Origin of the sequence: Micromonospora sp. CV4, assembly GCF_003667455.1 — a bacterium.
In the GTDB taxonomy this organism is placed as follows: Bacteria; Actinomycetota; Actinomycetes; order Mycobacteriales; family Micromonosporaceae; genus Micromonospora.
On record NZ_RCVI01000274.1, the window covers coordinates 21,167 to 39,893 of the forward strand.

Genomic DNA, 18,727 nt, shown 5'->3' on the forward strand with positions numbered 1-18,727 from the left:
GCCCGGCCGGCGGCGGGTCAGCGCAGGCGGCGCTCCCGGCCGTCGGCGGCGCCGGCCGGGACGTGGTCAGCGGCCGCCGCCGGTGTCGGATTGAGTCTCCAGTGGGGGGAGACAGCAGGGTGGGGGCATGAACGGGGAAACGCGCTACACGATCGGCGACCTGGCCCGGCGTACCGGCCTGAGCGTCAAGACCATCCGGTACTACGCCGACCGGGGAATCGTGCCGCCCACCGACCGGAGTCCGGCCGGCTACCGCCGCTACGGCCCCGACGCGGTCGCCCGGCTGGAGCTGGTCCGGACGCTGCGCGACCTCGGCGTGGACCTCGCCGCCATCCGTCGGGTGGTCGACCATGAGGTGCCGCTGGCAGAGGTGGCCGCCGCACACGCCGAGGCGTTGGCGGTGCAGATCCGCGTCCTGCGGCTACGCCACGCGGTGCTCACCACGGCGACCCGGCGCGGCGGCGGAGCCGACGAGTTGGAGCTGCTGCACACCCTGGCCCGGCTTTCCGGGCAGGAGCGTCGCCGGCTGGTCGACGACTTCCTCGACGCCGTCTTCGACGGCCTGGCCACCGTGCCGGTGTACCCGGGGATCATGCGATCGCTGACCCCGGAGCTACCCGACGAGCCCAGCGCGGCGCAGATACAGGCGTGGGTGGAGCTGGCCGAGTTGGCCCGGGACCCGGACTTCCGTGCCGGCATGCGGCGACTGGTGCGGCAGTACGCCGCCGACCAAGACGTCCCGGGGCTGCCCCGCCCGGATGCTGTCGCTGTGGTCCGGGACGCCGTGGCACCCGCCCTGGCGGCCGGCGTCGACCCGACCTCGCCGGCCGCCGACGCCATCGTGGCGACCGTCACCGGCCGGTACGCGCAGCTCAGCGGCCAGTCCGACGGCGCCGATCTACGGCGTCGACTGCTGAGCCGGCTGGAGACCGCGAACGATCCCCGCCGGGACCGCTACCTCGACCTGCTCGCGGTGGTCAACGGCTGGCCGACGGGCGGGCAGACCGCGCCGGCGCTGGACTGGTTCATCCGGGCCCTGCGCGGTCGGATGCCGATCCGAAACTTGCGTAAGCTGCCCCACACCCACACCGAAGGGCCCGTCCTGTGACCACGATCCGTGCCGCCCGCTCCGACGAAATCCCCGGGCTCGTCCAGTACCCGAACGATGCCGGACGCAATGCCGCGACCAGCACCTACCTGACCGACCTACTCATCAAGGGCTGCACGCGGCCGGAGTGGTGCCTGGTGGCCGAGGACGGCGACCGTCTGATCGGCAGCGTCGCCGGGTGGACCGTGCCGGGCCACGACATGCCGAGCGATGTCGTGCTCCTGGAAGCCCCCTGGGACGACCCCGACCTGACCGTCGGGCTCGCCCTGCTCGCGGAGATGGCCACCCTGGCCAGGACGCTCGGTGCCACGGAACTGGGGCACGTGGTGGATTCCCCGGCCCAGGCACCACAGTTTCAGCGCCATCCCGAGCGGCGCGGTGAACTGCTGCGCCGGGCTGGATTCACCGTGGCCCGCGACGGCCGGCGCTTCCGCTGGCTGGCCGGCGGGGAACTGCCCGCACAGGACGAGCGGCTTCGATTCCGATCCCTCGCCGACCTGGGCCCCGAACCCTTCGTCGACCTGCTGGAGGCCCTGCTCGCCGACACCGCCGACGCCCGGCTGTCCGAAGACGTACGCCGTCACGGCCAGCGCAAGGCCGCGGAGCTGCTGTTCGAGGAATCAGCCGGACTCCACCACGAGCCGCAGTGGTGGGAGATCGGGTACGACGCCGACGGCACCCCGGCCGTGATCAGCCTCCCGGCGCACAGCCCCGCCTTTCCCGTGATCGGCTTCGTCGGTGTCGCTCCCGCCCACCGGGGCAAGGGCTACAGCTCGTCGGTCGTGGCACGGGGTACGGCGATCCTGGCGGCGAACGGCGCCACAGAGATCCGCGGCGACTGCGACGTACAGAACATCGCGATGTTCAAGGGATTTCAGCGCGCGGGTTACGACAACTTCGCCGACCGGATGGAGTTCAGCCGTTCGCTCTGACCCGTATCCGGCATCGAGCCCCGGGGGGCGTCAGGCGAACCAGGTCATCGCCTGGCCGTGCCCCCGGGTCCACGCCAGCGGCTTCCCATCCAAGGCGAGGACGTTGTGCAGCCCCTCCTCCGGCGGCTCCGGCAGCCCCTCGTACGGCAGCACCTCCGGCGCCTCGTTGGCGACCCAGTGCCCGGGCAGCCCCCGGACCAGCCGGACGAACGCCTCCCGGCGCGGCGTGGGCACCTGGTAGAGCACGGAGGTGTGGAACACCACGAGGGTCGCGCCGGCGGGCGCCCGCGCGGCCAGCGCCGGCAGGTCGTCCACCAGGTCACCGCGGACCAGCAGCGGCGGATCGGCCGCCGCGACCGCCGCCGCGGCCCGCAACCGGGCCCGCCGGTGCTCGTGCTCGGGCCAGATCAGCGCGTCCAACCAGGACACGTCGCCGGCGTCGGTCACGTCGAGCGGGTTGAGGTCCAGGCCGGCCCGCCACACCACCTCCGGTACGCGGGCCGGCGGCGCGAAGCCGCTGGCCACGCACTCCAGGACCGGCTCGCCGGAGCCGACCCGGTGCTCGCCGTAGCGGTACGCGTACCGGTCGGGATAGAGGCAGAGCCCTGCGGACGCGCCGACCTCCAGCAGAGCGAGCGGCTGCGGCAGCGCGGCGAGCACCGGCAGCAGGACCGCACACCGGCCGGCCTCGTTCGTCTGGGTGGCCCGGACCCGTACCTGCGCCTCGATGGTCGGCCAGTTCGCCAGGGTGTAGTCGTGGAACGCGGCCGGGTCCTCGACCGGGCCACCGAGCCACCGGACGACGCCGAACAGCAGGTTCGGCTGCCGCTTGGCCGGCGGGAGCCCGTCGAGCAGGGCGAGCACCTCGTCGTCACGGGACACCGCCCGGGACAGCCGCTCGTACGCGGGCGAGACCCCGCGCACCTCGCGGCCGGCGAACCTGGTGTACGCCTCAGCGGTCGTCATGCCCCGATCGTCGCAGCCATCCGCCGGCACGTCACACCCGTGTCCCCGATGCCACTCACCGCCCGCGCGGTTCGGACCGGCCTGCCGGCAAGCGGTGAGCGTCCGGGAGCGCCCACTCCGGTGAGCCGTATACCTCAGGGTCATAAATATGCCTCTGAGGTATACGCGGCTCGCGACACCCGTCCTCCTCCAGGCTCAACACGGCCGGAAACGGCGCTGCCCCGACCTCGATGAGGTCGGGGCAGCGCCGTTGTCGCGTAGGTCAGCTGCAGCCGCTGGTGGAGCCGCAGCCCTCGCAGACGTAGCAGCTACCGGCCGGGCGCATCTTCGTACCGCAGGTGAAGCAGAGCGGCGCGTCGGCGGCCTTGCCGATCACGGCCTCCAGCAGTTCGGTGCTGGAACCCACGCTCGGAGCCGGCTTGGCGGCGGCCACCTCGGCCATCTCCTGCGCCGGCTGGGCGACGGCCTCCGGCTTGGCCGGGGCCTCCACCGGCGCCGAGGACGCCATCGCGGTGAGCTCCGCACCGGTCACGGCGGCGCTCTCCGCGTCGGCCTCGGCCCGCAGCTGGGCGGCCCGCTCGCTGGCGGTGAAGATGCCCAGCTCGGCGCGGCGCTCGTAGGGCAGGAAGTCCAGGGCCAGGCGACGGAAGATGTAGTCCATCACCGAGGCCGCCATGCGCACGTCCGGGTCGTCGGTCATCCCGGCCGGCTCGAAGCGCATGTTGGTGAACTTGCTGACGAACGTCTCCAGCGGCACGCCGTACTGCAGACCGATGCTGATGGCCACCGAGAAGGCGTCCATCACCCCGGCCAGGGTGGAGCCCTGCTTGGACATCTTGAGGAAGACCTCGCCGAGGCCGTCGTCCGGGTAGGACGACGCGGTGAGGTAGCCCTCGGCACCGCCGACGGAGAAGGAGACCGTCTCGGACGGACGCTTCTTCGGCAGGCGCTTGCGCACCGGCCGGTACTCGACGACCTTCTCGACGACCGGCGCGGCCGTGGCGGCCTCGACGGCGGCCGGCTCGGTGGCCTTGTTGGACTTGGCCACCGAGAGCGGCTGGCCGACCTTGCAATTGTCCCGGTAGATCGCCAGGGCCTTGAGGCCGAGCTTCCAGCCCTCGAAGTAGATCTTCTCGACGTCCTCGACGGTGGCCGCCTCCGGCATGTTGACCGTCTTGGAGATAGCGCCGGAGACGAACGGCTGGATGGCCGCCATCATCCGCACGTGGCCCATCGGGGCGATCGACCGCTCCCCCATCGCGCAGTCGAAGACCGCGTAGTGCTCCGGCTTGAGGCCGGGGGCGTCCACCACGTGGCCGTGGTCGGCGATGTGCTCGACGATCGCCTCGACCTGCTCCTCGGGGTAGCCGAGACTGCGCAGGGCGCGCGGAACCGTCTGGTTGACGATCTGCATCGAACCGCCGCCGACCAGCTTCTTGAACTTGACCAGCGCCAGGTCCGGCTCCACGCCGGTCGTGTCGCAGTCCATCATGAAGCCGATGGTGCCGGTCGGCGCGAGGACGCTGGCCTGCGAGTTGCGCCAGCCGTTCTTGTCGCCGATCTTGTTGCCCTGGGTCCACTGCCTGGTCGCCTCGCGGACGATCGCGGTGGCCACCGGACTGGTCGGCTTGATCTCGTCGTTGGCCGCCGCGTGCTTGCGCATGACCCGCTTGTGCGGCTCGGCGTTGCGGGCGTAGCCGTCGTACGGGCCGACGACGCCGGCCAGCTCGGCCGAGCGGCGGTAGGCGGTGCCGGTCATCAGGGACGTGATCGCCGCGGCGACCGAGCGGCCCTGCTCCGAGTCGTACGGCAGGCCGGTGGCCATCAGCAGGGCGCCGAGGTTGGCGTAGCCGATGCCGAGCTGTCGGTAGGCGCGGGAGGTCTCACCGATCTTCTCGGTCGGGAAGTCGGCGAAGGAGATCGAGATGTCCATCGCGGTGATGACGAACTCGACGGACTTGACGAACTTCTCCACCTCGAAGCCACCGTCGGCGCGGAGAAACTTCATCAGGTTGAGCGAGGCCAGGTTGCACGAGGAGTTGTCCAGGTGCAGGTACTCCGAGCACGGGTTCGACGCGGTGATCCGGCCGGTCTCCGGGCAGGTGTGCCAGTCGTTGATGGTGTCGTCGTACTGCAGGCCCGGGTCGGCGCACTCCCAGGCGGCCTGGGAGATGGAGCGGAACAGCTTCTTGGCGTCGACGGTCTCGATCACCGAGCCGTCCAGCCGGCCGCGCAGGTCGAAGCCGCCGCCGTTCTCCACGGCCGTCATGAACTCGTCGGAGACGCGGACCGAGTTGTTGGCGTTCTGGTACTGAACGCTGACGATGTCGGAGCCGCCGAGGTCCATGTCGAACCCGGCGTCGCGCAGCGCGCGGATCTTGTCCTCCTCGCGCGCCTTCGTGACCACGAACTCCTGGATGTCCGGGTGGTCCACGTCGAGGATGACCATCTTGGCCGCCCGCCGGGTCGCGCCGCCGGACTTGATGGTGCCGGCCGAGGCGTCCGCGCCGCGCATGAAGCTGACCGGGCCGGAGGCGTTGCCGCCGGAGGAGAGCAGCTCACGGGACGAGCGGATCCGCGACAGGTTGACCCCGGAGCCGGAGCCGCCCTTGAAGATCAGCCCCTCCTCCTTGTACCAGTCCAGGATCGAGTCCATCGAGTCGTCGACGGACAGGATGAAGCAGGCGCTGACCTGCTGCGGCGACGGCGTGCCGACGTTGAACCAGACCGGCGAGTTGAAGCTGAACACCTGGTGCAGCAGCATCCAGGTCAGCTCGTGCCCGAAGATCTCGGCGTCGGCCGGGCTGGCGAAGTAGCCGTACTCCTCACCCGCGGTGCGGTAGGTGCTGACCACCCGGTCGATCAACTGCCGGAGCGACCACTCCCGCTCCGGGGTCCCCACCGCGCCCCGGAAGTACTTGGTGGTCACGATGTTCGCCGCGTTGACGCTCCACGACTCCGGGAACTCCACCCCGCGCTGCTCGAAGTTGATCGAGCCGTCCCGCCAGTTCGTCATCACGACGTCGCGGCGCTCCCAGGTGACCTCGTCGTACGGGTGGACCCCCTCGGTCGTCCACACCCGCTCGATCTTCAGCCCGGCACTCGCGCTGGCCTTGCTCCGTGACCTGCTTGTCGTCACACCATCCCCCGACATCTCATCCGCCCCCTCGTCCACGCGGCCACCCGCCGCGCTTCCACCTGTCAGCAACACAAAACTTCAGTTGGTACGGCCGGCGGTCCCCGCCGCCGCCCCGGCCTGGCCCGCGCCCTCCCGGGCGCGGGCGGCGGCCCGCAATGTCTCGATCTCCTGCTCGAAGTCGGCGAGCGAGTCGAAGGACCGGTAGACGCTGGCGAACCGCAGGTACGCCACCTCGTCCAGGTCCCGGAGAGGACCCAGGATGGCCAGCCCCACGTCATGGCTGGGGATCTCGGCCGCGCCCTTGGCCCGCACGGTCTCCTCGACCTTCTGGGCCAGCAGCGCGATCGAGTCCTCGTCGACGGGCCGGCCCTGGCACGCCTTGCGCACCCCGCCGATGATCTTCGTACGGCTGAACGGCTCGGTCACCCCGCTGCGCTTGACGACCGCGAGGACCGCCTCCTCGACGGTGGTGAACCGTTTGCCGCACTCCGGGCAGGACCGTCGCCGCCGGATGAGCTGACCGTCGTCGGCCTCGCGCGAGTCGACCACGCGGGAGTCGGCGTGCCGGCAGTACGGACACCGCATCGCCTACCTCCTAATCATGATCAACTGCGGCCCGCCGGGCACTCCCGGGCACGACTCGCCACGACGGTGCCATCCGGAGACGGCCCCCGCCGTGGTCGACGTTACGGGAGTGCGGTCGGTAGTCGGACCCAACCTGTAGGCAACTTACGCCCGTGTCACTACTACATCTAGGGGTTGACCGTATGTCGCTGGCGAACCCGGGTCAAGTTGATGGCGTGTCCGGCGCGTCACGGACCATCCGGTCATCCGCACCCACCTGCTCCGCCGGAAGACCCAACGCCGAGCCCCCTCCGGAGTTACCGGCCGACGGGCCGAACCAGCCGGAAAACAGCCGAGGATCGAACACGCGTGCTATCCGACGTACCATTTATCAGAACATCCGTACGACAGGAGCGGTTTTCACCCCGACACGCCGGTGAGAGGTCGTACAGATGTTTGAAAATGACCGATCTCACCTATACGGTCAGGAACAACCGGGCGCGGTGGATCTTCACCGGTCCCGGCGACGCACCACCCTCAGCACTGTCGTGGCACCACCGCACGCACCACGAGCCGACGAGGCACCCAGCGCCGACCAGGGAGGACGGACGTGACCGAGGACCGGGCCAGCCGGCCGAAGAGCCCGCAGCAGATCACCGAGGCGGGCCCGCCGGCCACCCGACGCCGCAGCGCCGCGCGCAGCCGGACGGGTCAGCCCGCCGTGCGCCCGGTCACCCCGGTGGTCAGCACCTTCCCCGACCCGGCGACGGTCGACCTGACCGCCCGCCAACGCCGCATCCTGGAGTTCATCCGCACGTGGGTGGAGCGCCACGGCTACCCGCCGAGCGTCCGGGAGATCGGCGAGGCGGTCGGCCTGGTGTCGCCGTCCAGCGTCGCCTACCAGCTCAAGGAGCTGGAGAAGAAGGGCTTCCTGCGCCGCGACCCCAACCGCCCGCGCGCGGTGGACGTCCGGGCGCCCAGCGAGGCCATCGACGACGAGTTGTCCCGCGCGCAGCGACCCACCCCGGCGTACGTGCCGATGCTCGGCCGGATCGCCGCCGGTGGGCCGATCCTCGCCGAGCAGGCGGTAGAGGACATCTTCCCCCTCCCCCGCGAGCTGGTGGGCGAGGGCGAGGTCTTCATGCTCCAGGTCAAGGGCGACTCGATGCTCGACGCGGCCATCTGTGACGGCGACTGGGTGGTCGTCCGGCAGCAGCCCACCGCCGACTCGGGCGAGATCGTGGCCGCCATGCTCGACGGCGAGGCGACCGTCAAGACCTACCGGCGGCGCGACGGGCATGTCTGGCTGATGCCGCAGAATCCCGCCTTCGATCCGATTCCTGGTGACGACGCCACCATCATGGGCCGGGTCGTGGCGGTGCTGCGCCGGATCTGACCGGTCCGCGGGTGGGTGCCCACGGCACTCACCCGCGCCCGCCCAGCGGCGAAGCAACCGTTCAGGGCACCGGTCCGGGAGGCGTCAGTAGCGGTCGCCCCGGTGGCCGCGCCCGCCACCGGGATACTGCCCGTACGGGTCCGCAGGCGGGTCCTCGTCACGCCGGCGACCGGGCCGCTGACCCCGGTAGTCCGGCTCCGGCCGGTAACCCGGCTCGGCGCGGTAGGCCGGCTCGACCCGGTAGGCCGGCTCGGCCCGGTAACCCGGCTCCGCGCCGTACGACAGCTCGGCGGGATGCCCGATGGCCGACGCCCGCCCGGCGTTACCGTTGGGGGCCGCGCGCCGTGGCAGCGGATCCGGCGGCGGCTCGTCGGCTCGCCGGTCGGGTTCGGCCTGCTCGGGGGCGCGGGCGCCGTGCCGGGCGCGGTCCAGCAGCGCCCTCCACCTCGGCGCTGGTTCGGCCGGCCGGCCCCAGCCGGTCTCACTGCCCTCCACGGCCCGCCCTCCCAGCGCCATCGATCTCCGTCTGACAGGCTACGAAGGAAACCCTATTCGGACCACACCACGGCATGCACACCACCCGGCGCAGATCACGACGGGGAGGGTGTCGGCGGCCCGGCGTCGGTGGCGTCCGGGGAGGTGGTGACGCTCGGCGTGGCCACCTCGGTGGGCCCGGTCGGCGACGGCGCGGGTGACGGGGTCGTCACGACCGGTGCGGGTTCCGACGATTCGCCCATCGACGCCGAGGGCGCCGGCGCGACCGGCGTCGGCTCGACCGCCGCCGTCGGGGTCGCCTCCGCGCTCGGCCCGGTGTCGGCCGGCGGGCGGACCACGTCCTGCTGCTCGGGCAGTGGCGGCGTGAAGACCGTGCGGTCCAGCCGGTACACCTCGGGGGCGGGGTCGACCGCGCGCACGTCCGGTCGGCTCGCCACGCCGCGCAGGGCCACCGGCGCCGCCCGCACCACGGCCGCGTAGACGCAGGCGCAGCCGGCGCGGTACGCGGCCGCCTCGGCCGCCGCCACGTCCGCGCCACTGACGTACCGCTCGCGCAGCTCCCGCTCGTCCGCGCCGTTGCCGCTCACCGCGGCGGCTCTCGTCCGGTAGTCCGCGGCCTCGGTGTCCTTGCGGACAGCCACCTGCGCCATCCCGGCGACCACGTCGTCCGGCACCCGCAGCGCGGGAATCTTGACGATCTCGGTCTGCCGGCCGGGCAGCGGCACCCGCCCGAACACCGTCGAGACCGACACGTCGCCGAGCACCGCCGCCAGTCGCTGCGGCGGCAGGTAGGCGTCCAGCGTGACCAGGGCGTAGGTCCCCTCGCCGGCGACCGGGGCCGCCGTGGGCAGCGTGGCCAGGTCGGCCGCGGCGGACCGCAGGTAGCCGGGGACCGAGTCGCCGTCGACCACCCCGACCCGGGTCACCTCGCCCACCGTCCGGTCGCCGATCGGAGCGTCGTCGGTGGCCCAGACCGCGGTGCCCAGCACCGCGGCCGAGGAGAGCACCGCCGCCCAGGTGAGCACCCCGGACCGCGACGACCGGTCACCCAGCCGGGCCACGGCCCGGGTCAGCGGCGGCAGCAGCCGTTGGTCCAGCTGCCGCAGCAGGTCGCCGGCGCGCACGGGCGGGATCCCCTCGTCGGGTCGGTGTCGGGCGGTCGCCGCTCAGTCACGCAGGATCTGAAGCGCGCGGTTCAGATCGTCAGGGTAGTCGCTGACGAACCGGACCTCGTCCCCCGTTCGGGGGTGCAGGAAGCTCAACTCGCGGGCGTGCAGCCACTGTCGGGCCAGCCCGAGCCGGGCCGAGAGGGTGGGGTCGGCGCCGTAGGTGAGGTCGCCCACACAGGGGTGCCGCATGGTCGAGAAGTGCACCCGGATCTGGTGGGTCCGGCCGGTCTCCAGGCGGACGTCGACCAGGCTCGCCGCCGGGAACGCCTCCAGCGTGTCGTAGTGCGTGATGCTCGGCTTGCCGCCGGAGACCACGGCCCAGCGGTAGTCGTGGGTGGGGTGCCGGTCGATTGGCGCGTCGACGGTGCCCCGCAGCGGGTCCAGGTGCCCCTGCACCACCGCGTGGTAGCCCTTGTCCACCTCGCGGTACTTGAAGGCCCGCTTCAACGCGGTGTACGCCTGCTCGCTCTTGGCCACGACCATGATCCCGGTGGTGCCCACGTCGAGCCGGTGCACCACGCCCTGCCGCTCGGCCGCGCCGCTGGTGGAGATGCGGTGCCCGATCGCGGCGAGCGCGCCGATCACCGTCGGGCCGGTCCAGCCCGGGCTCGGGTGCGCGGCCACGCCGACCGGCTTGTCCACCACCACGATGTCGTCGTCGGCGTACACGACCCGCAGACCCGGCACCGCCTGCGGCACCACGGTCGGTGGTGCGACCGGCGCGGGAAGCGTGACTTCCAGCCAGGAGCCGGCCTTGACCTTGTGCGAGTTGGGCCGTGCGGCGCCGTCGACCAGCGCGTCCCCGGCATCGACCAGGGCCGCGGCGGCGGTGCGGGAGAGCCCGAACAGCCGGGCCACCGCCTGGTCCAGGCGCATCCCGTCGAGCCCGTCCGGCACGGGCAGTGAGCGGTGGTCGCCGCCGGCGGCGAACGCGGAGGTCACGCCCGCTCCCGCTGGTCGGCGCCCTGGGTGGCGCTGGCATCGACGGGGTGGCCGTCGCGACCGACCCGCCGGCCGTCACGCTGGCGGCCGGTCAGCTCCAGCAGCACGGCCAGCAGCACGCCGCAGACCAGCGAGCTGTCGGCCAGGTTGAACACCGGCCAGACCTGGCCGTACGGGTCGAAGAGGCTGATCATGTCGACCACGTGCCCGTGAAACGGCGCGGGCGCCCGGAAGATCCGGTCGACGAGGTTGCCCAGCGCGCCGCCGAGCACCAGGCCGAGGGAGATCGCCCAGGGCAGCGAACGCAGCCGCAGCGCCATCCACACGATCCAGCCGACCACGCCGATGGTGATCAGCGGGAAGATCCAGGTGTGGTCGGCGCCGATGCTCCACGCGGCGCCGCTGTTGCGGGTGAGGCTGAAGTAGACCAGCCCGCCGAGGAGCCGGACCGGCTCCCGGTCGGTCAGCGTGGCCAGTGCGAGGTGCTTGGTGACCAGGTCGGCCAGCAGGGCCACCAGGGCGACCCCGGCGAGGATCGCGACGGCCCTCGGCCGGCGTTTGTCGCCGCCCGGGTCGGTGCGGCCGGGTTCGGCGGACGGTGCTGCGGTCATGCGCTCCCCATCGACAGTCTCGGCGGTGATCGCTCACCGTCTCATCGCCGCCGGGGAGCGGACCTCAGCGCCGCTCCTCCAGCTGCTTGCACGTCACGCAGAGGGTCGCCGACGGGAAGGCGGCGAGGCGCTCGACCGGAATCGGGTTGCCGCACCGCTCACACCAGCCGTAACCACCCTCGTCGAGGCGCTCGAGAGCGCGCTCGACCTGCGTGATCCGTTCCAGGATGCTGTTGGCGAGAGAGATCTCCTGCTCCCGCTCGAGCGTCTTGGTGCCGGTGTCGGCCTGGTCGTCCCCGGCCGAGTCGGTCAGCCGATCGCGCTGCAGCTCGGTGATCTCGCTCAGCGTCTGATCGTACTCGGCGCGAAGCTCGTCCCGCCGCGCCGCCAAGGCCGCCCGGATCTTCTCGGTCTCCGCCGCGCTGCGGGTGGCCTTGACCACCGGCTTGCGGCTGGCGGTCCTGGTGTCGGCTGGCTTCGCCATGGGTCGCTCCCTCGGCCGCGGAACCGCGTGGTCCGCGGCGCCTGGTCAGGGGGCGCCGACCAGGGCGTCCCCTATGTACGAAAAGGGGCGCACGGCGACGATGGCCGCGCACTCCGGAGGTTGGCAAGAATACGGTGCGTACAGGCGTCCGACAACGTGCCGCACCGTCGCACCGCTTAACAGCCCCGATCCCTGCCTAACTGGGGCAAAGGGAACGCTAGCAGATCAAAGCTCCGCCTCATCCCCGTACTCACCAAACCACCGGGCCAGCCGACCCCGCCGGCTGACCGCCCGCAGCCGGCGCTCGGCGGCGTCCCGCACACCGCCCGTGGCCACGATCAACAGGCTGTCGCCGGTCTTCAGACGGGTGTCCGGAGCGGGCACGAAGCCCACCCCGTCCCGCAGCACCAGGGTGACCGAGGCGCCCAGCGGCAACCGCAACTCGTCGACGTGCACGCCGGCCAACCGCGAGCCCGGCGGCACCTCCAGTTGCAGCAGGTCGGCCCGCATCCGCTCCAACGGCGCGGTCTCCACGTGGATCTCGGTGGCCTCGGCCGGCGCGGCGATCCGCAGGCGCCGCGAGAGCGGACCGAGCGTCCCGGTCTGCACCAGCGTGAAGATCACCACCAGCACGAAGACCGCGTCGAAGAGGCGCTCCGCGCCGGGCACCCGCTCGGAGAGCGGAATGGTGGCCAGCACGATCGGCACCGCCCCGCGCAGCCCCGCCCAGGACAGGAACGCCTGCTCGCGCAGGCCGACCCGGAACGGCAGCGCGGAGACGACCACCGACAGCGGCCGGGCCAGCAACACCAGCGCCAGCCCCGCGACCACCGCCGGCAGCACCGCCGCGTCCAGCCGGCCCGGCGAGGCCAGCAGCCCGAGCAGCACGAACAGACCGATCTGGGCGAGCCAGGCCAGCCCGTCGGCGAAACCGAGGATCGCCTGCCGGTGCGGCAGCCGGGCATTGCCCAGCAGCACCCCGGCGACGTAGACGGCGAGGAACCCCGAGGCGTGCAGCACGGCCCCCGCCGCGTACGCCAGCACCGTGATCCCCACCGCGGCGATCGGGTAGAGCCCGGCCGAGGGCAGCGCCGCGCGGCGCAGCGCCCAGGTCCCGGCGACACCGGCGCCCGCGCCCACCGCGGCCCCGACGCCCAGCTCGTAGGCGACCAGGCCGGCCTCGTACCACCACGGGTGCGCCCAGCCCTCGTGGGACAGCAGCACCACCAGCAGCACCACCGGGGCGTCGTTCATGCCCGACTCGGCCTCCAGGGTCGCCACCAGCCGGGGCGGCAGGCGCAGCCGGCGCAGGGTCGCGAAGACGGCGGCCGCGTCGGTGGACGAGAGCACCGCGCCGTAGAGCAGCGCCAGCCGCCAGTCCAGGCCGAGCAGCAGGTGCAGGGCCACGCCGACCACCACGATGCTGACCGCCACGCCCACTGTGGACAGTACGGCGGACAGGCCGAGGACCGGCCGCAACGTGCTCCACCGGGCCGTCAGGCCACCCTCCGCGATGATCACGATCAGCGCGCAGAAGCCGAGGGTCCGGGTCAGCTCGACATCGTCGAAGCGGATGCCCAGCCCCGACTCGCCGATCGCCACGCCCAGCGCCAGGTAGACCAGGAGGCTGGGCACCCCGAGCCGGGTGGAGAGCCGGACCGCGCCGACCGCCACCAACAGCACCCCCGCGCCGAGCAGCAGCGCGATATCCAGCCCGGGCGTCACGGTTGCCGAGGACCTGTGTCGACGTCCCTGGCCCTGACCCGGGCGCTCCTCACCCCGCGGATCCGTCGCGCAGCCGGCGCAGCACCTCGGACAACTCCGGGCCGGGACGGTCGACGAGGAAGAGCTTGTCCCGGCTGGCCGCGCCGGTACGCAGCGACACCGCGGCCGGCCGGACGCCCAACGCGCCGGCCAGTGCCCGGCGCGCGGCCTCGGTGGCCCGACCGTCCACGGCCGGAGCGTGCACCGCGATCACCAGCGCCGGGCCGTGCGGGCCGTTGAAGCGACCACCGACCCGGTCCCGGGAGGCGCCGGGCTTCACCCGTACCGCCACGGTGAGCGTGTCCTGCGCGGGCACCGGCGCCGCTTCAGATCGGCCGGGCGTCGGCGAGCAGGGCGGTGGCCGGCGCACAGTCCGCGCACGGGGTGAAGCCGAGCTCGACGGCCTCGGCGACCGGCAGCGTCTCGGACACCCGGCCGACGAGGTGGGGGCAACTGGCGAGGTGGTAGCGGGGCCGACCGTCGACCACCTGCACGGGATCGGGCAGCCGGGCCACCCGGGCCGCCTCGGCGGGGGTGACCGGCTGCGCGGCCGGCTCCTCGTCCGCCGGGACGTCGGCCGCCGACGGACCGACGCGAGACGCCTCGTCGGCCGGCGCCGCGAAGGGCGACGCCTGACCGGACGAGGCGTGGTCGGAGGCGGGATCGGTCGGGGCCACGAACGGCGGCCCCTGGTCGGCCGGCGGCTCGGGTGGTTGCCGCCACCCGGTGCCGCCGGTACCGACCGTCGTGGGCACGTGCTGGACCGGCACTTCCGGCTCGACCAGCGGTGGCCCGTACGCGAAGCCCGGTCCAGCCTGGCTGGCCGTGCGGGGCGCTCCGGGGCTCCGCCGGCCGGTCCGGCCGGGTTCCGCCGTGCCGCGGTTGGCGGCTGCCTGGCGGGCGCCCACCACCAACGCCACGGCGGCCAGCAGACTGGCCGCGATGGAGATGATCAACATGAAGCTGGAGCCACCGGCCAGGCCGAGCACCAGTAACACCACCGCGACGAGGATGAGCAGGAGACTCGCGACTATCACGGCTCACCCCCGCCGCTTCGTACCGTCCAGCCGGGGCCGGCGACCGTCACCATCTGCGGACAGCGATCGCCGGCCGGTGCTCAGCGTCCGGCTTCGAGGGCGCCGGAGCGCCCGCCGCCGTACGAACCGGCGAGACCCGCGGCGGCGAGCCCGTTGCCGCCGGCGACCCGACCTGCCTCGGAGCGGGTCATCTCGGCTTCGAGGCCCTGGCCGCGACCGTCGAGGTCCCGCAGCTGGCTCTCCAGGTACGCCTTGAGCCGGGTGCGGTACTCGCGCTCGAACTGCTTGAGCTCCTCGATGTGCTTCTGCAGGGCCGTGCGCTTGGCGTCCAGGCCGCCCATGGCCTCCTGGTGCCGCTGGCGGGCGTCCCGCTCCAGGGCGTCGGCCTTCGCGCGAGCCTCGCGGGTCACCTCCTCGGCCTTGCTGCGGGCCTCGGACAGGAGCTGGTCGGCCTCGCGGCGCGCGTCGGACACGTGGTCGTCGGCGGTGCGCTGGGCCATCATCAGCACCCGCAGGGCCTGCTGCTCACCGTCACCGGTGACCGCGCCGGGGCCACCGGTCGCGCGGACCTGCTCCAGCTCGGACTGCATGGCGCGGGCGGCCTGCTCGGCCGCCGCCTTGTCGCGCTGCACCCGGTCCAGCTGTGCCTTGACGTCGTTGAGCTCCGCCGCGAGTCGGGCGTCGCCGCCGGGGCCGGCGGGGGCACCGCCACGGCCGCCGCGCTCCACCTGGGCGCGCAGCTCGTTGTTCTCCTCGATGAGACGGGCGAGCTCGCGCTCAACCTCGTCCAGGAAAGCGTCGACCTCCTCCTCGTCATACCCCCGCTTGCCGATCGGCGGCTTTTTGAAGGCGACGTTGTGTACGTCGGCCGGGGTCAGCGGCATCGAAACTCCTCGGGTCAGTTGCGGCCGCGAAAGCGCGTCGGTCATCAGGCAGATGCCCTGATCGACGGCCCTAACACGAACTCCATCAGCACGAACAGGATAACCAGGAGCACAAGGGAGGCCAGGTCGATGCTCACGGTACCAATTCGCAGCGGAGGGATCACACGCCTCAACGCGTTGAGAGGGGGATCAGTGACGCTCCACACGGATTCCAGTCCTGCCGATGCCCCACGCCCCGGCTGCCACCGGCGGCCGTACTGAAGGACGGCGCTCAGCACAAACCGGGACAGAAGAAGGAGCAGGAAGACATAAAGGATCAGGTACAACACTTGCAGCAAGATCGACAACACGGTCAGCGACGTCCCTCGGGTCGGGCGATCAACTCAGACTGAAAAAGCCGCCCTCAGCGATCTTGGCCTTGTCCTCCGCGGTGACCTGGACATTGGCCGGTGAGAGCAGAAACACCCGATTGGTCACGCGCTCGATCGTACCGCGCAGCCCGAACGCCAGACCGGCGGCGAAGTCAACCAGACGGCGGGCATCGGCCTCATCCATCTCGGTGAGGTTGATGATCACCGGGACCCCGTCGCGGAAGTGCTCACCGATGGTGCGCGCCTCGCGGTACGTGGTCGGGTGCAGAGTGGTGATCTGGTAACGCTGCTCCTCCTCGGGCATCGCCCGCTCACGTGCCGTGACCTGCGGCGCGAGGGCCAGGTTGTCACGCGTGTGGTAGGTCAGCGCGCCAGAGGTCTCGCCCGCCGACGACCGGGTGATCGACCGGACGCTGGACCGCTCGACCCGCTCCGGACGCTCGCCGTCGCCCCGGTCCGACTCGCCGACCCGCCCGTTCGAGCGCTCGGAGAGCCGACCCCGCTCGCTGGACCGTGGCCGGGGAGCCGGCGGCTCCTCGGTGTCGTCGTCGTCCTCGTCGGCGAACTCCTCCGCGTACCGGCTCTGCCGGTAACGCGAGTCGCGGTAGCCACCCTTGTCGTAGCCACCGTCGTCGTAGGCCCGCTCATCGTCCTCTTCGACCAGACCGAGCCAGACCCCCGCCTTGCGCAGTGCACCCATCCCGCGCCCTTCCGTCCGCCGTGCGGCACGCGCCCCCGTGCCATGTCGCCCGTCGCGAGTGGACAACCATGCCCATCGGACCGGAACGGCAATCTCCCTGGCGCGCGATTCGCGTCACGCGCCACGACCCCCGACTAGGAGACGCCGTTCCTGAAACAACACTGATGTAATTTGCTTCTCTCGCGGTCAGGCTACCGCAGCGTGGGGCGCATTCCGAGCAACGCGCTACCGACGCGGACATGTGTCGCGCCGTATTGGATCGCGATTTCCAGGTCGCCGCTCATTCCGGCGGACAACGCGACCGCTCCCGGATGGACCGAGCGAAACGCCTCGGCCACCTCGGCCAGCCGGGCGAAGGCCCGCTCCGGCGCCCAACCCAGCGGCGCCACCGCCATCAGGCCCGCCAGCCGCAGCGTCGGCGAGTCGGCCACCGCCTCGGCCACCGGCTCCAACCCGACGCCCGGGTCGGCCGAGCCCGGCAACGCGCCACCCCGGGCCGGGTCGCCGTCGATGCTCACCTGGACCAGGGCGTCCAGCGGTCGCTCCCGGCCGGCCGCCGCGGTGCCCAACGCCCGGGCCAGCCGGACACTGTCGACGGAGTGCACCACGTCGGCGTACCGGACCACCGAGCGGGCCTTGTTGCGCTGCAACTGCCCGATGAAGTGCCAGCGCGGGCTCACCCCGGCCGCGGCGACCTCGGCGGCCTTGCCGGCCGCCTCCTGGTCGCGGTTCTCCCCCACGTCGGTCACCCCGAGCCCGGCCAGCGCCAGCACGTCGCCGGCCGGGTAGGTCTTGGTCACCGCGATCATCGTGACGTCGGCACGATCCCGGCCGGCGACGGCGCACGCGTCGGCTATCCGGGCCCGAACCTGGGCCAGGCCGGCCGCGAGTTCGGCGCGCCGGTCCGGTCGTACCGTGGCTGAGCTGTCGGTCATCGGCGGTGCTCAGGACCCGTTCTTGAGGAAGTCGGGCACGTCGACGTCGTCGAAGAGCACCCGGCGCGGCGACTGGGTCGGCGCCGGCATGGTGGCCGGCGCCGGGACCGGGGCGCTCTGCGCCGCCGGCTGGTTGGTGTTGGTCTTACGGGCCGGCTCGGCCGCCTTGTACGCCGGCGCGCCCCCGTCGAAGCCCGCCGCGATGACCGTCACCCGCACCTCGTCGCCGAGCGCGTCGTCGATCACGGCGCCAAAGATGATGTTGGCGTCCGGGTGGGCCGCGTCGGTGACCAGCTGGGCCGCGTCGTTGATCTCGAACAGGCCCAGGTCGGAGCCGCCGGCGATGGAGAGCAGCACCCCGCGCGCGCCGTCCATGCTCTGCTCGAGCAGCGGGCTGGAGATGGCCGCCTCGGCCGCCTCGACCGCGCGGTTCTCGCCGCGGGCGCTGCCGATGCCCATCAGCGCGCTGCCGGCGCCGCTCATCACGCTCTTGACGTCGGCGAAGTCCAGGTTGATCAGACCCGGGGTGGTGATCAGGTCGGTGATGCCCTGCACGCCGGAGAGCAGCACCTGGTCGGCGGTGCGGAACGCGTCCATCATGCTGATGCCCCGGTCGCCCAGCGCCAGCAGCCGGTCGTTCGGGATGACGATCAGGGTGTCGCACTGGTTGCGGAGTTCGTCTATTCCGGACTCGGCCTGCACCTGGCGGCGCTTGCCCTCGAAGGAGAACGGGCGGGTCACCACGCCGATGGTCAGCGCGCCGAGCTTGCGGGCGATGTTCGCCACCACGGGCGCGCCACCGGTGCCGGTGCCACCGCCCTCGCCACAGGTCACGAAGACCATGTCGGCGCCCTTGAGCACCTCCTCAATCTCGTCCCGGTGGTCCTCGGCGGCGTTCTTGCCGACGTCCGGGTTGGCGCCGGCGCCCAGCCCCCGGGTCAGCTCGCGGCCGACGTCGAGCTTGACGTCGGCGTCACTCATCAGCAGCGCCTGGGCATCGGTGTTGATCGCGATGAACTCGACGCCCTTGAGCCCAACCTCGATCATCCGGTTGACGGCGTTGACGCCGCCGCCCCCGATGCCGACGACCTTGATGACCGCCAGGTAGTTGTGCGGAGGTGTCATCTCCGGTCCTTTCCTTCGAGATTGGCTTCGGCCGACCGGCTACGGCGTGGCCAGACCAGCGGCCGACGACAGCTGTCACCAGCGAGGATCAGAGCTGAACCCTCA

At 72.2% G+C, this 18,727-nt stretch carries 18 protein-coding genes and 1 pseudogene; 3 read left to right on the forward strand and 16 right to left on the reverse strand.

Annotated elements, in window-relative coordinates; translation table 11 throughout:
* Nucleotides 1–127 precede the first annotated feature (127 nt).
* Both EAD98_RS16735 and EAD98_RS16740 read left to right on the forward strand, forming a co-directional pair.
* Entirely contained in the window at nucleotides 128–1,108 is a 981-nt protein-coding gene (locus EAD98_RS16735; protein WP_121654992.1) for a MerR family transcriptional regulator, read from the forward strand.
* On the forward strand, nucleotides 1,105–2,040 hold the full coding sequence (locus tag EAD98_RS16740) for a GNAT family N-acetyltransferase (RefSeq protein ID WP_121654993.1): 936 nt from the start codon (nucleotides 1,105–1,107) through the stop codon (nucleotides 2,038–2,040). Before EAD98_RS16735 ends, EAD98_RS16740 begins: the two co-directional genes overlap by 4 nt.
* A 30-nt stretch (nucleotides 2,041–2,070) precedes the next feature.
* On the opposite strand, the gene EAD98_RS16745 is transcribed toward EAD98_RS16740, so the two are convergent.
* From EAD98_RS16745 to nrdR, 3 genes are all read right to left on the reverse strand, one after another.
* Complete coding sequence (locus tag EAD98_RS16745) at nucleotides 2,071–3,006, reverse strand: DUF2332 domain-containing protein (RefSeq protein WP_121654994.1); 936 nt, start codon at nucleotides 3,004–3,006, stop codon at nucleotides 2,071–2,073.
* A gap of 262 nt (nucleotides 3,007–3,268) precedes the next feature.
* On the reverse strand, nucleotides 3,269–6,160 hold the full coding sequence (locus tag EAD98_RS16750) for a vitamin B12-dependent ribonucleotide reductase (protein WP_121654995.1): 2,892 nt from the start codon (nucleotides 6,158–6,160) through the stop codon (nucleotides 3,269–3,271).
* A gap of 63 nt (nucleotides 6,161–6,223) precedes the next feature.
* Entirely contained in the window at nucleotides 6,224–6,730 is a 507-nt protein-coding gene (gene nrdR / locus EAD98_RS16755) for a transcriptional regulator NrdR (protein WP_121654996.1), read from the reverse strand.
* A 589-nt stretch (nucleotides 6,731–7,319) separates the two neighbouring features.
* Between nrdR and lexA the strand changes: the two genes are divergently transcribed.
* On the forward strand, nucleotides 7,320–8,105 hold the full coding sequence (lexA, locus tag EAD98_RS16760; RefSeq protein WP_121654997.1) for a transcriptional repressor LexA: 786 nt from the start codon (nucleotides 7,320–7,322) through the stop codon (nucleotides 8,103–8,105).
* Nucleotides 8,106–8,372: 267 nt separating this feature from the next.
* Here the strand turns inward: lexA and EAD98_RS16765 are convergent.
* The 13 genes and pseudogenes from EAD98_RS16765 to ftsZ form a co-directional block, all read right to left on the reverse strand.
* A pseudogene (locus EAD98_RS16765) lies at nucleotides 8,373–8,621 on the reverse strand (ATPase); the annotation flags it as partial.
* A gap of 74 nt (nucleotides 8,622–8,695) precedes the next feature.
* Entirely contained in the window at nucleotides 8,696–9,724 is a 1,029-nt protein-coding gene (locus EAD98_RS16770; RefSeq protein ID WP_121654998.1) for a hypothetical protein, read from the reverse strand.
* A 42-nt stretch (nucleotides 9,725–9,766) separates the two neighbouring features.
* The gene (locus tag EAD98_RS16775) at nucleotides 9,767–10,711 is read right to left on the reverse strand and encodes an RluA family pseudouridine synthase (RefSeq protein ID WP_121654999.1); all 945 of its coding nucleotides are present in this window, start codon (nucleotides 10,709–10,711) and stop codon (nucleotides 9,767–9,769) included.
* The gene (lspA, locus tag EAD98_RS16780; RefSeq protein ID WP_121655000.1) at nucleotides 10,708–11,322 is read right to left on the reverse strand and encodes a signal peptidase II; all 615 of its coding nucleotides are present in this window, start codon (nucleotides 11,320–11,322) and stop codon (nucleotides 10,708–10,710) included. The genes EAD98_RS16775 and lspA overlap by 4 nt, the downstream gene beginning before the upstream one ends.
* Before the next feature lie 64 nt (nucleotides 11,323–11,386).
* The gene (locus EAD98_RS16785; RefSeq protein WP_121655001.1) at nucleotides 11,387–11,806 is read right to left on the reverse strand and encodes a TraR/DksA C4-type zinc finger protein; all 420 of its coding nucleotides are present in this window, start codon (nucleotides 11,804–11,806) and stop codon (nucleotides 11,387–11,389) included.
* Nucleotides 11,807–12,031: 225 nt separating this feature from the next.
* Complete coding sequence (locus EAD98_RS16790) at nucleotides 12,032–13,531, reverse strand: potassium/proton antiporter (protein WP_121655002.1); 1,500 nt, start codon at nucleotides 13,529–13,531, stop codon at nucleotides 12,032–12,034.
* A gap of 49 nt (nucleotides 13,532–13,580) precedes the next feature.
* Entirely contained in the window at nucleotides 13,581–13,886 is a 306-nt protein-coding gene (locus tag EAD98_RS16795) for a DUF167 domain-containing protein (protein WP_121655003.1), read from the reverse strand.
* 10 nt (nucleotides 13,887–13,896) lie between these two features.
* Entirely contained in the window at nucleotides 13,897–14,607 is a 711-nt protein-coding gene (locus tag EAD98_RS16800; RefSeq protein ID WP_121655004.1) for a hypothetical protein, read from the reverse strand.
* 80 nt (nucleotides 14,608–14,687) lie between these two features.
* Nucleotides 14,688–15,491, reverse strand: coding sequence for a DivIVA domain-containing protein (locus EAD98_RS16805; RefSeq protein WP_074318798.1), 804 nt, complete (start codon nucleotides 15,489–15,491; stop codon nucleotides 14,688–14,690).
* A 44-nt stretch (nucleotides 15,492–15,535) separates the two neighbouring features.
* Nucleotides 15,536–15,841, reverse strand: a complete 306-nt coding sequence (locus tag EAD98_RS16810) for a YggT family protein (RefSeq protein WP_030334503.1) — start codon at nucleotides 15,839–15,841, stop codon at nucleotides 15,536–15,538.
* A 28-nt stretch (nucleotides 15,842–15,869) separates the two neighbouring features.
* On the reverse strand, nucleotides 15,870–16,562 hold the full coding sequence (locus EAD98_RS16815; protein ID WP_121655005.1) for a cell division protein SepF: 693 nt from the start codon (nucleotides 16,560–16,562) through the stop codon (nucleotides 15,870–15,872).
* A 191-nt stretch (nucleotides 16,563–16,753) separates the two neighbouring features.
* Entirely contained in the window at nucleotides 16,754–17,497 is a 744-nt protein-coding gene (locus tag EAD98_RS16820) for a YggS family pyridoxal phosphate-dependent enzyme (protein ID WP_121655006.1), read from the reverse strand.
* A gap of 9 nt (nucleotides 17,498–17,506) precedes the next feature.
* Nucleotides 17,507–18,622, reverse strand: coding sequence for a cell division protein FtsZ (gene ftsZ, locus EAD98_RS16825; protein WP_089019751.1), 1,116 nt, complete (start codon nucleotides 18,620–18,622; stop codon nucleotides 17,507–17,509).
* Nucleotides 18,623–18,727: the final 105 nt, after the last annotated feature.

Excerpts from the sequence above, each read along its gene's own strand:
- nrdR (WP_121654996.1), bottom strand. The coding sequence starts at position 6,730 with ATGCGGTGTCCGTACTGCCGGCACGCCGACTCCCGCGTGGTCGACTCG.
- EAD98_RS16735 (WP_121654992.1), top strand. The coding sequence starts at position 128 with ATGAACGGGGAAACGCGCTACACGATCGGCGACCTGGCCCGGCGTACC.
- EAD98_RS16820 (WP_121655006.1), bottom strand. The coding sequence starts at position 17,497 with ATGACCGACAGCTCAGCCACGGTACGACCGGACCGGCGCGCCGAACTC.
- EAD98_RS16785 (WP_121655001.1), bottom strand. The coding sequence starts at position 11,806 with ATGGCGAAGCCAGCCGACACCAGGACCGCCAGCCGCAAGCCGGTGGTC.
- lspA (WP_121655000.1), bottom strand. The coding sequence starts at position 11,322 with ATGACCGCAGCACCGTCCGCCGAACCCGGCCGCACCGACCCGGGCGGC.
- EAD98_RS16745 (WP_121654994.1), bottom strand. The coding sequence starts at position 3,006 with ATGACGACCGCTGAGGCGTACACCAGGTTCGCCGGCCGCGAGGTGCGC.
- ftsZ (WP_089019751.1), bottom strand. The coding sequence starts at position 18,622 with ATGACACCTCCGCACAACTACCTGGCGGTCATCAAGGTCGTCGGCATC.
- EAD98_RS16815 (WP_121655005.1), bottom strand. The coding sequence starts at position 16,562 with ATGGGTGCACTGCGCAAGGCGGGGGTCTGGCTCGGTCTGGTCGAAGAG.
- EAD98_RS16750 (WP_121654995.1), bottom strand. The coding sequence starts at position 6,160 with ATGTCGGGGGATGGTGTGACGACAAGCAGGTCACGGAGCAAGGCCAGC.
- EAD98_RS16805 (WP_074318798.1), bottom strand. The coding sequence starts at position 15,491 with ATGCCGCTGACCCCGGCCGACGTACACAACGTCGCCTTCAAAAAGCCG.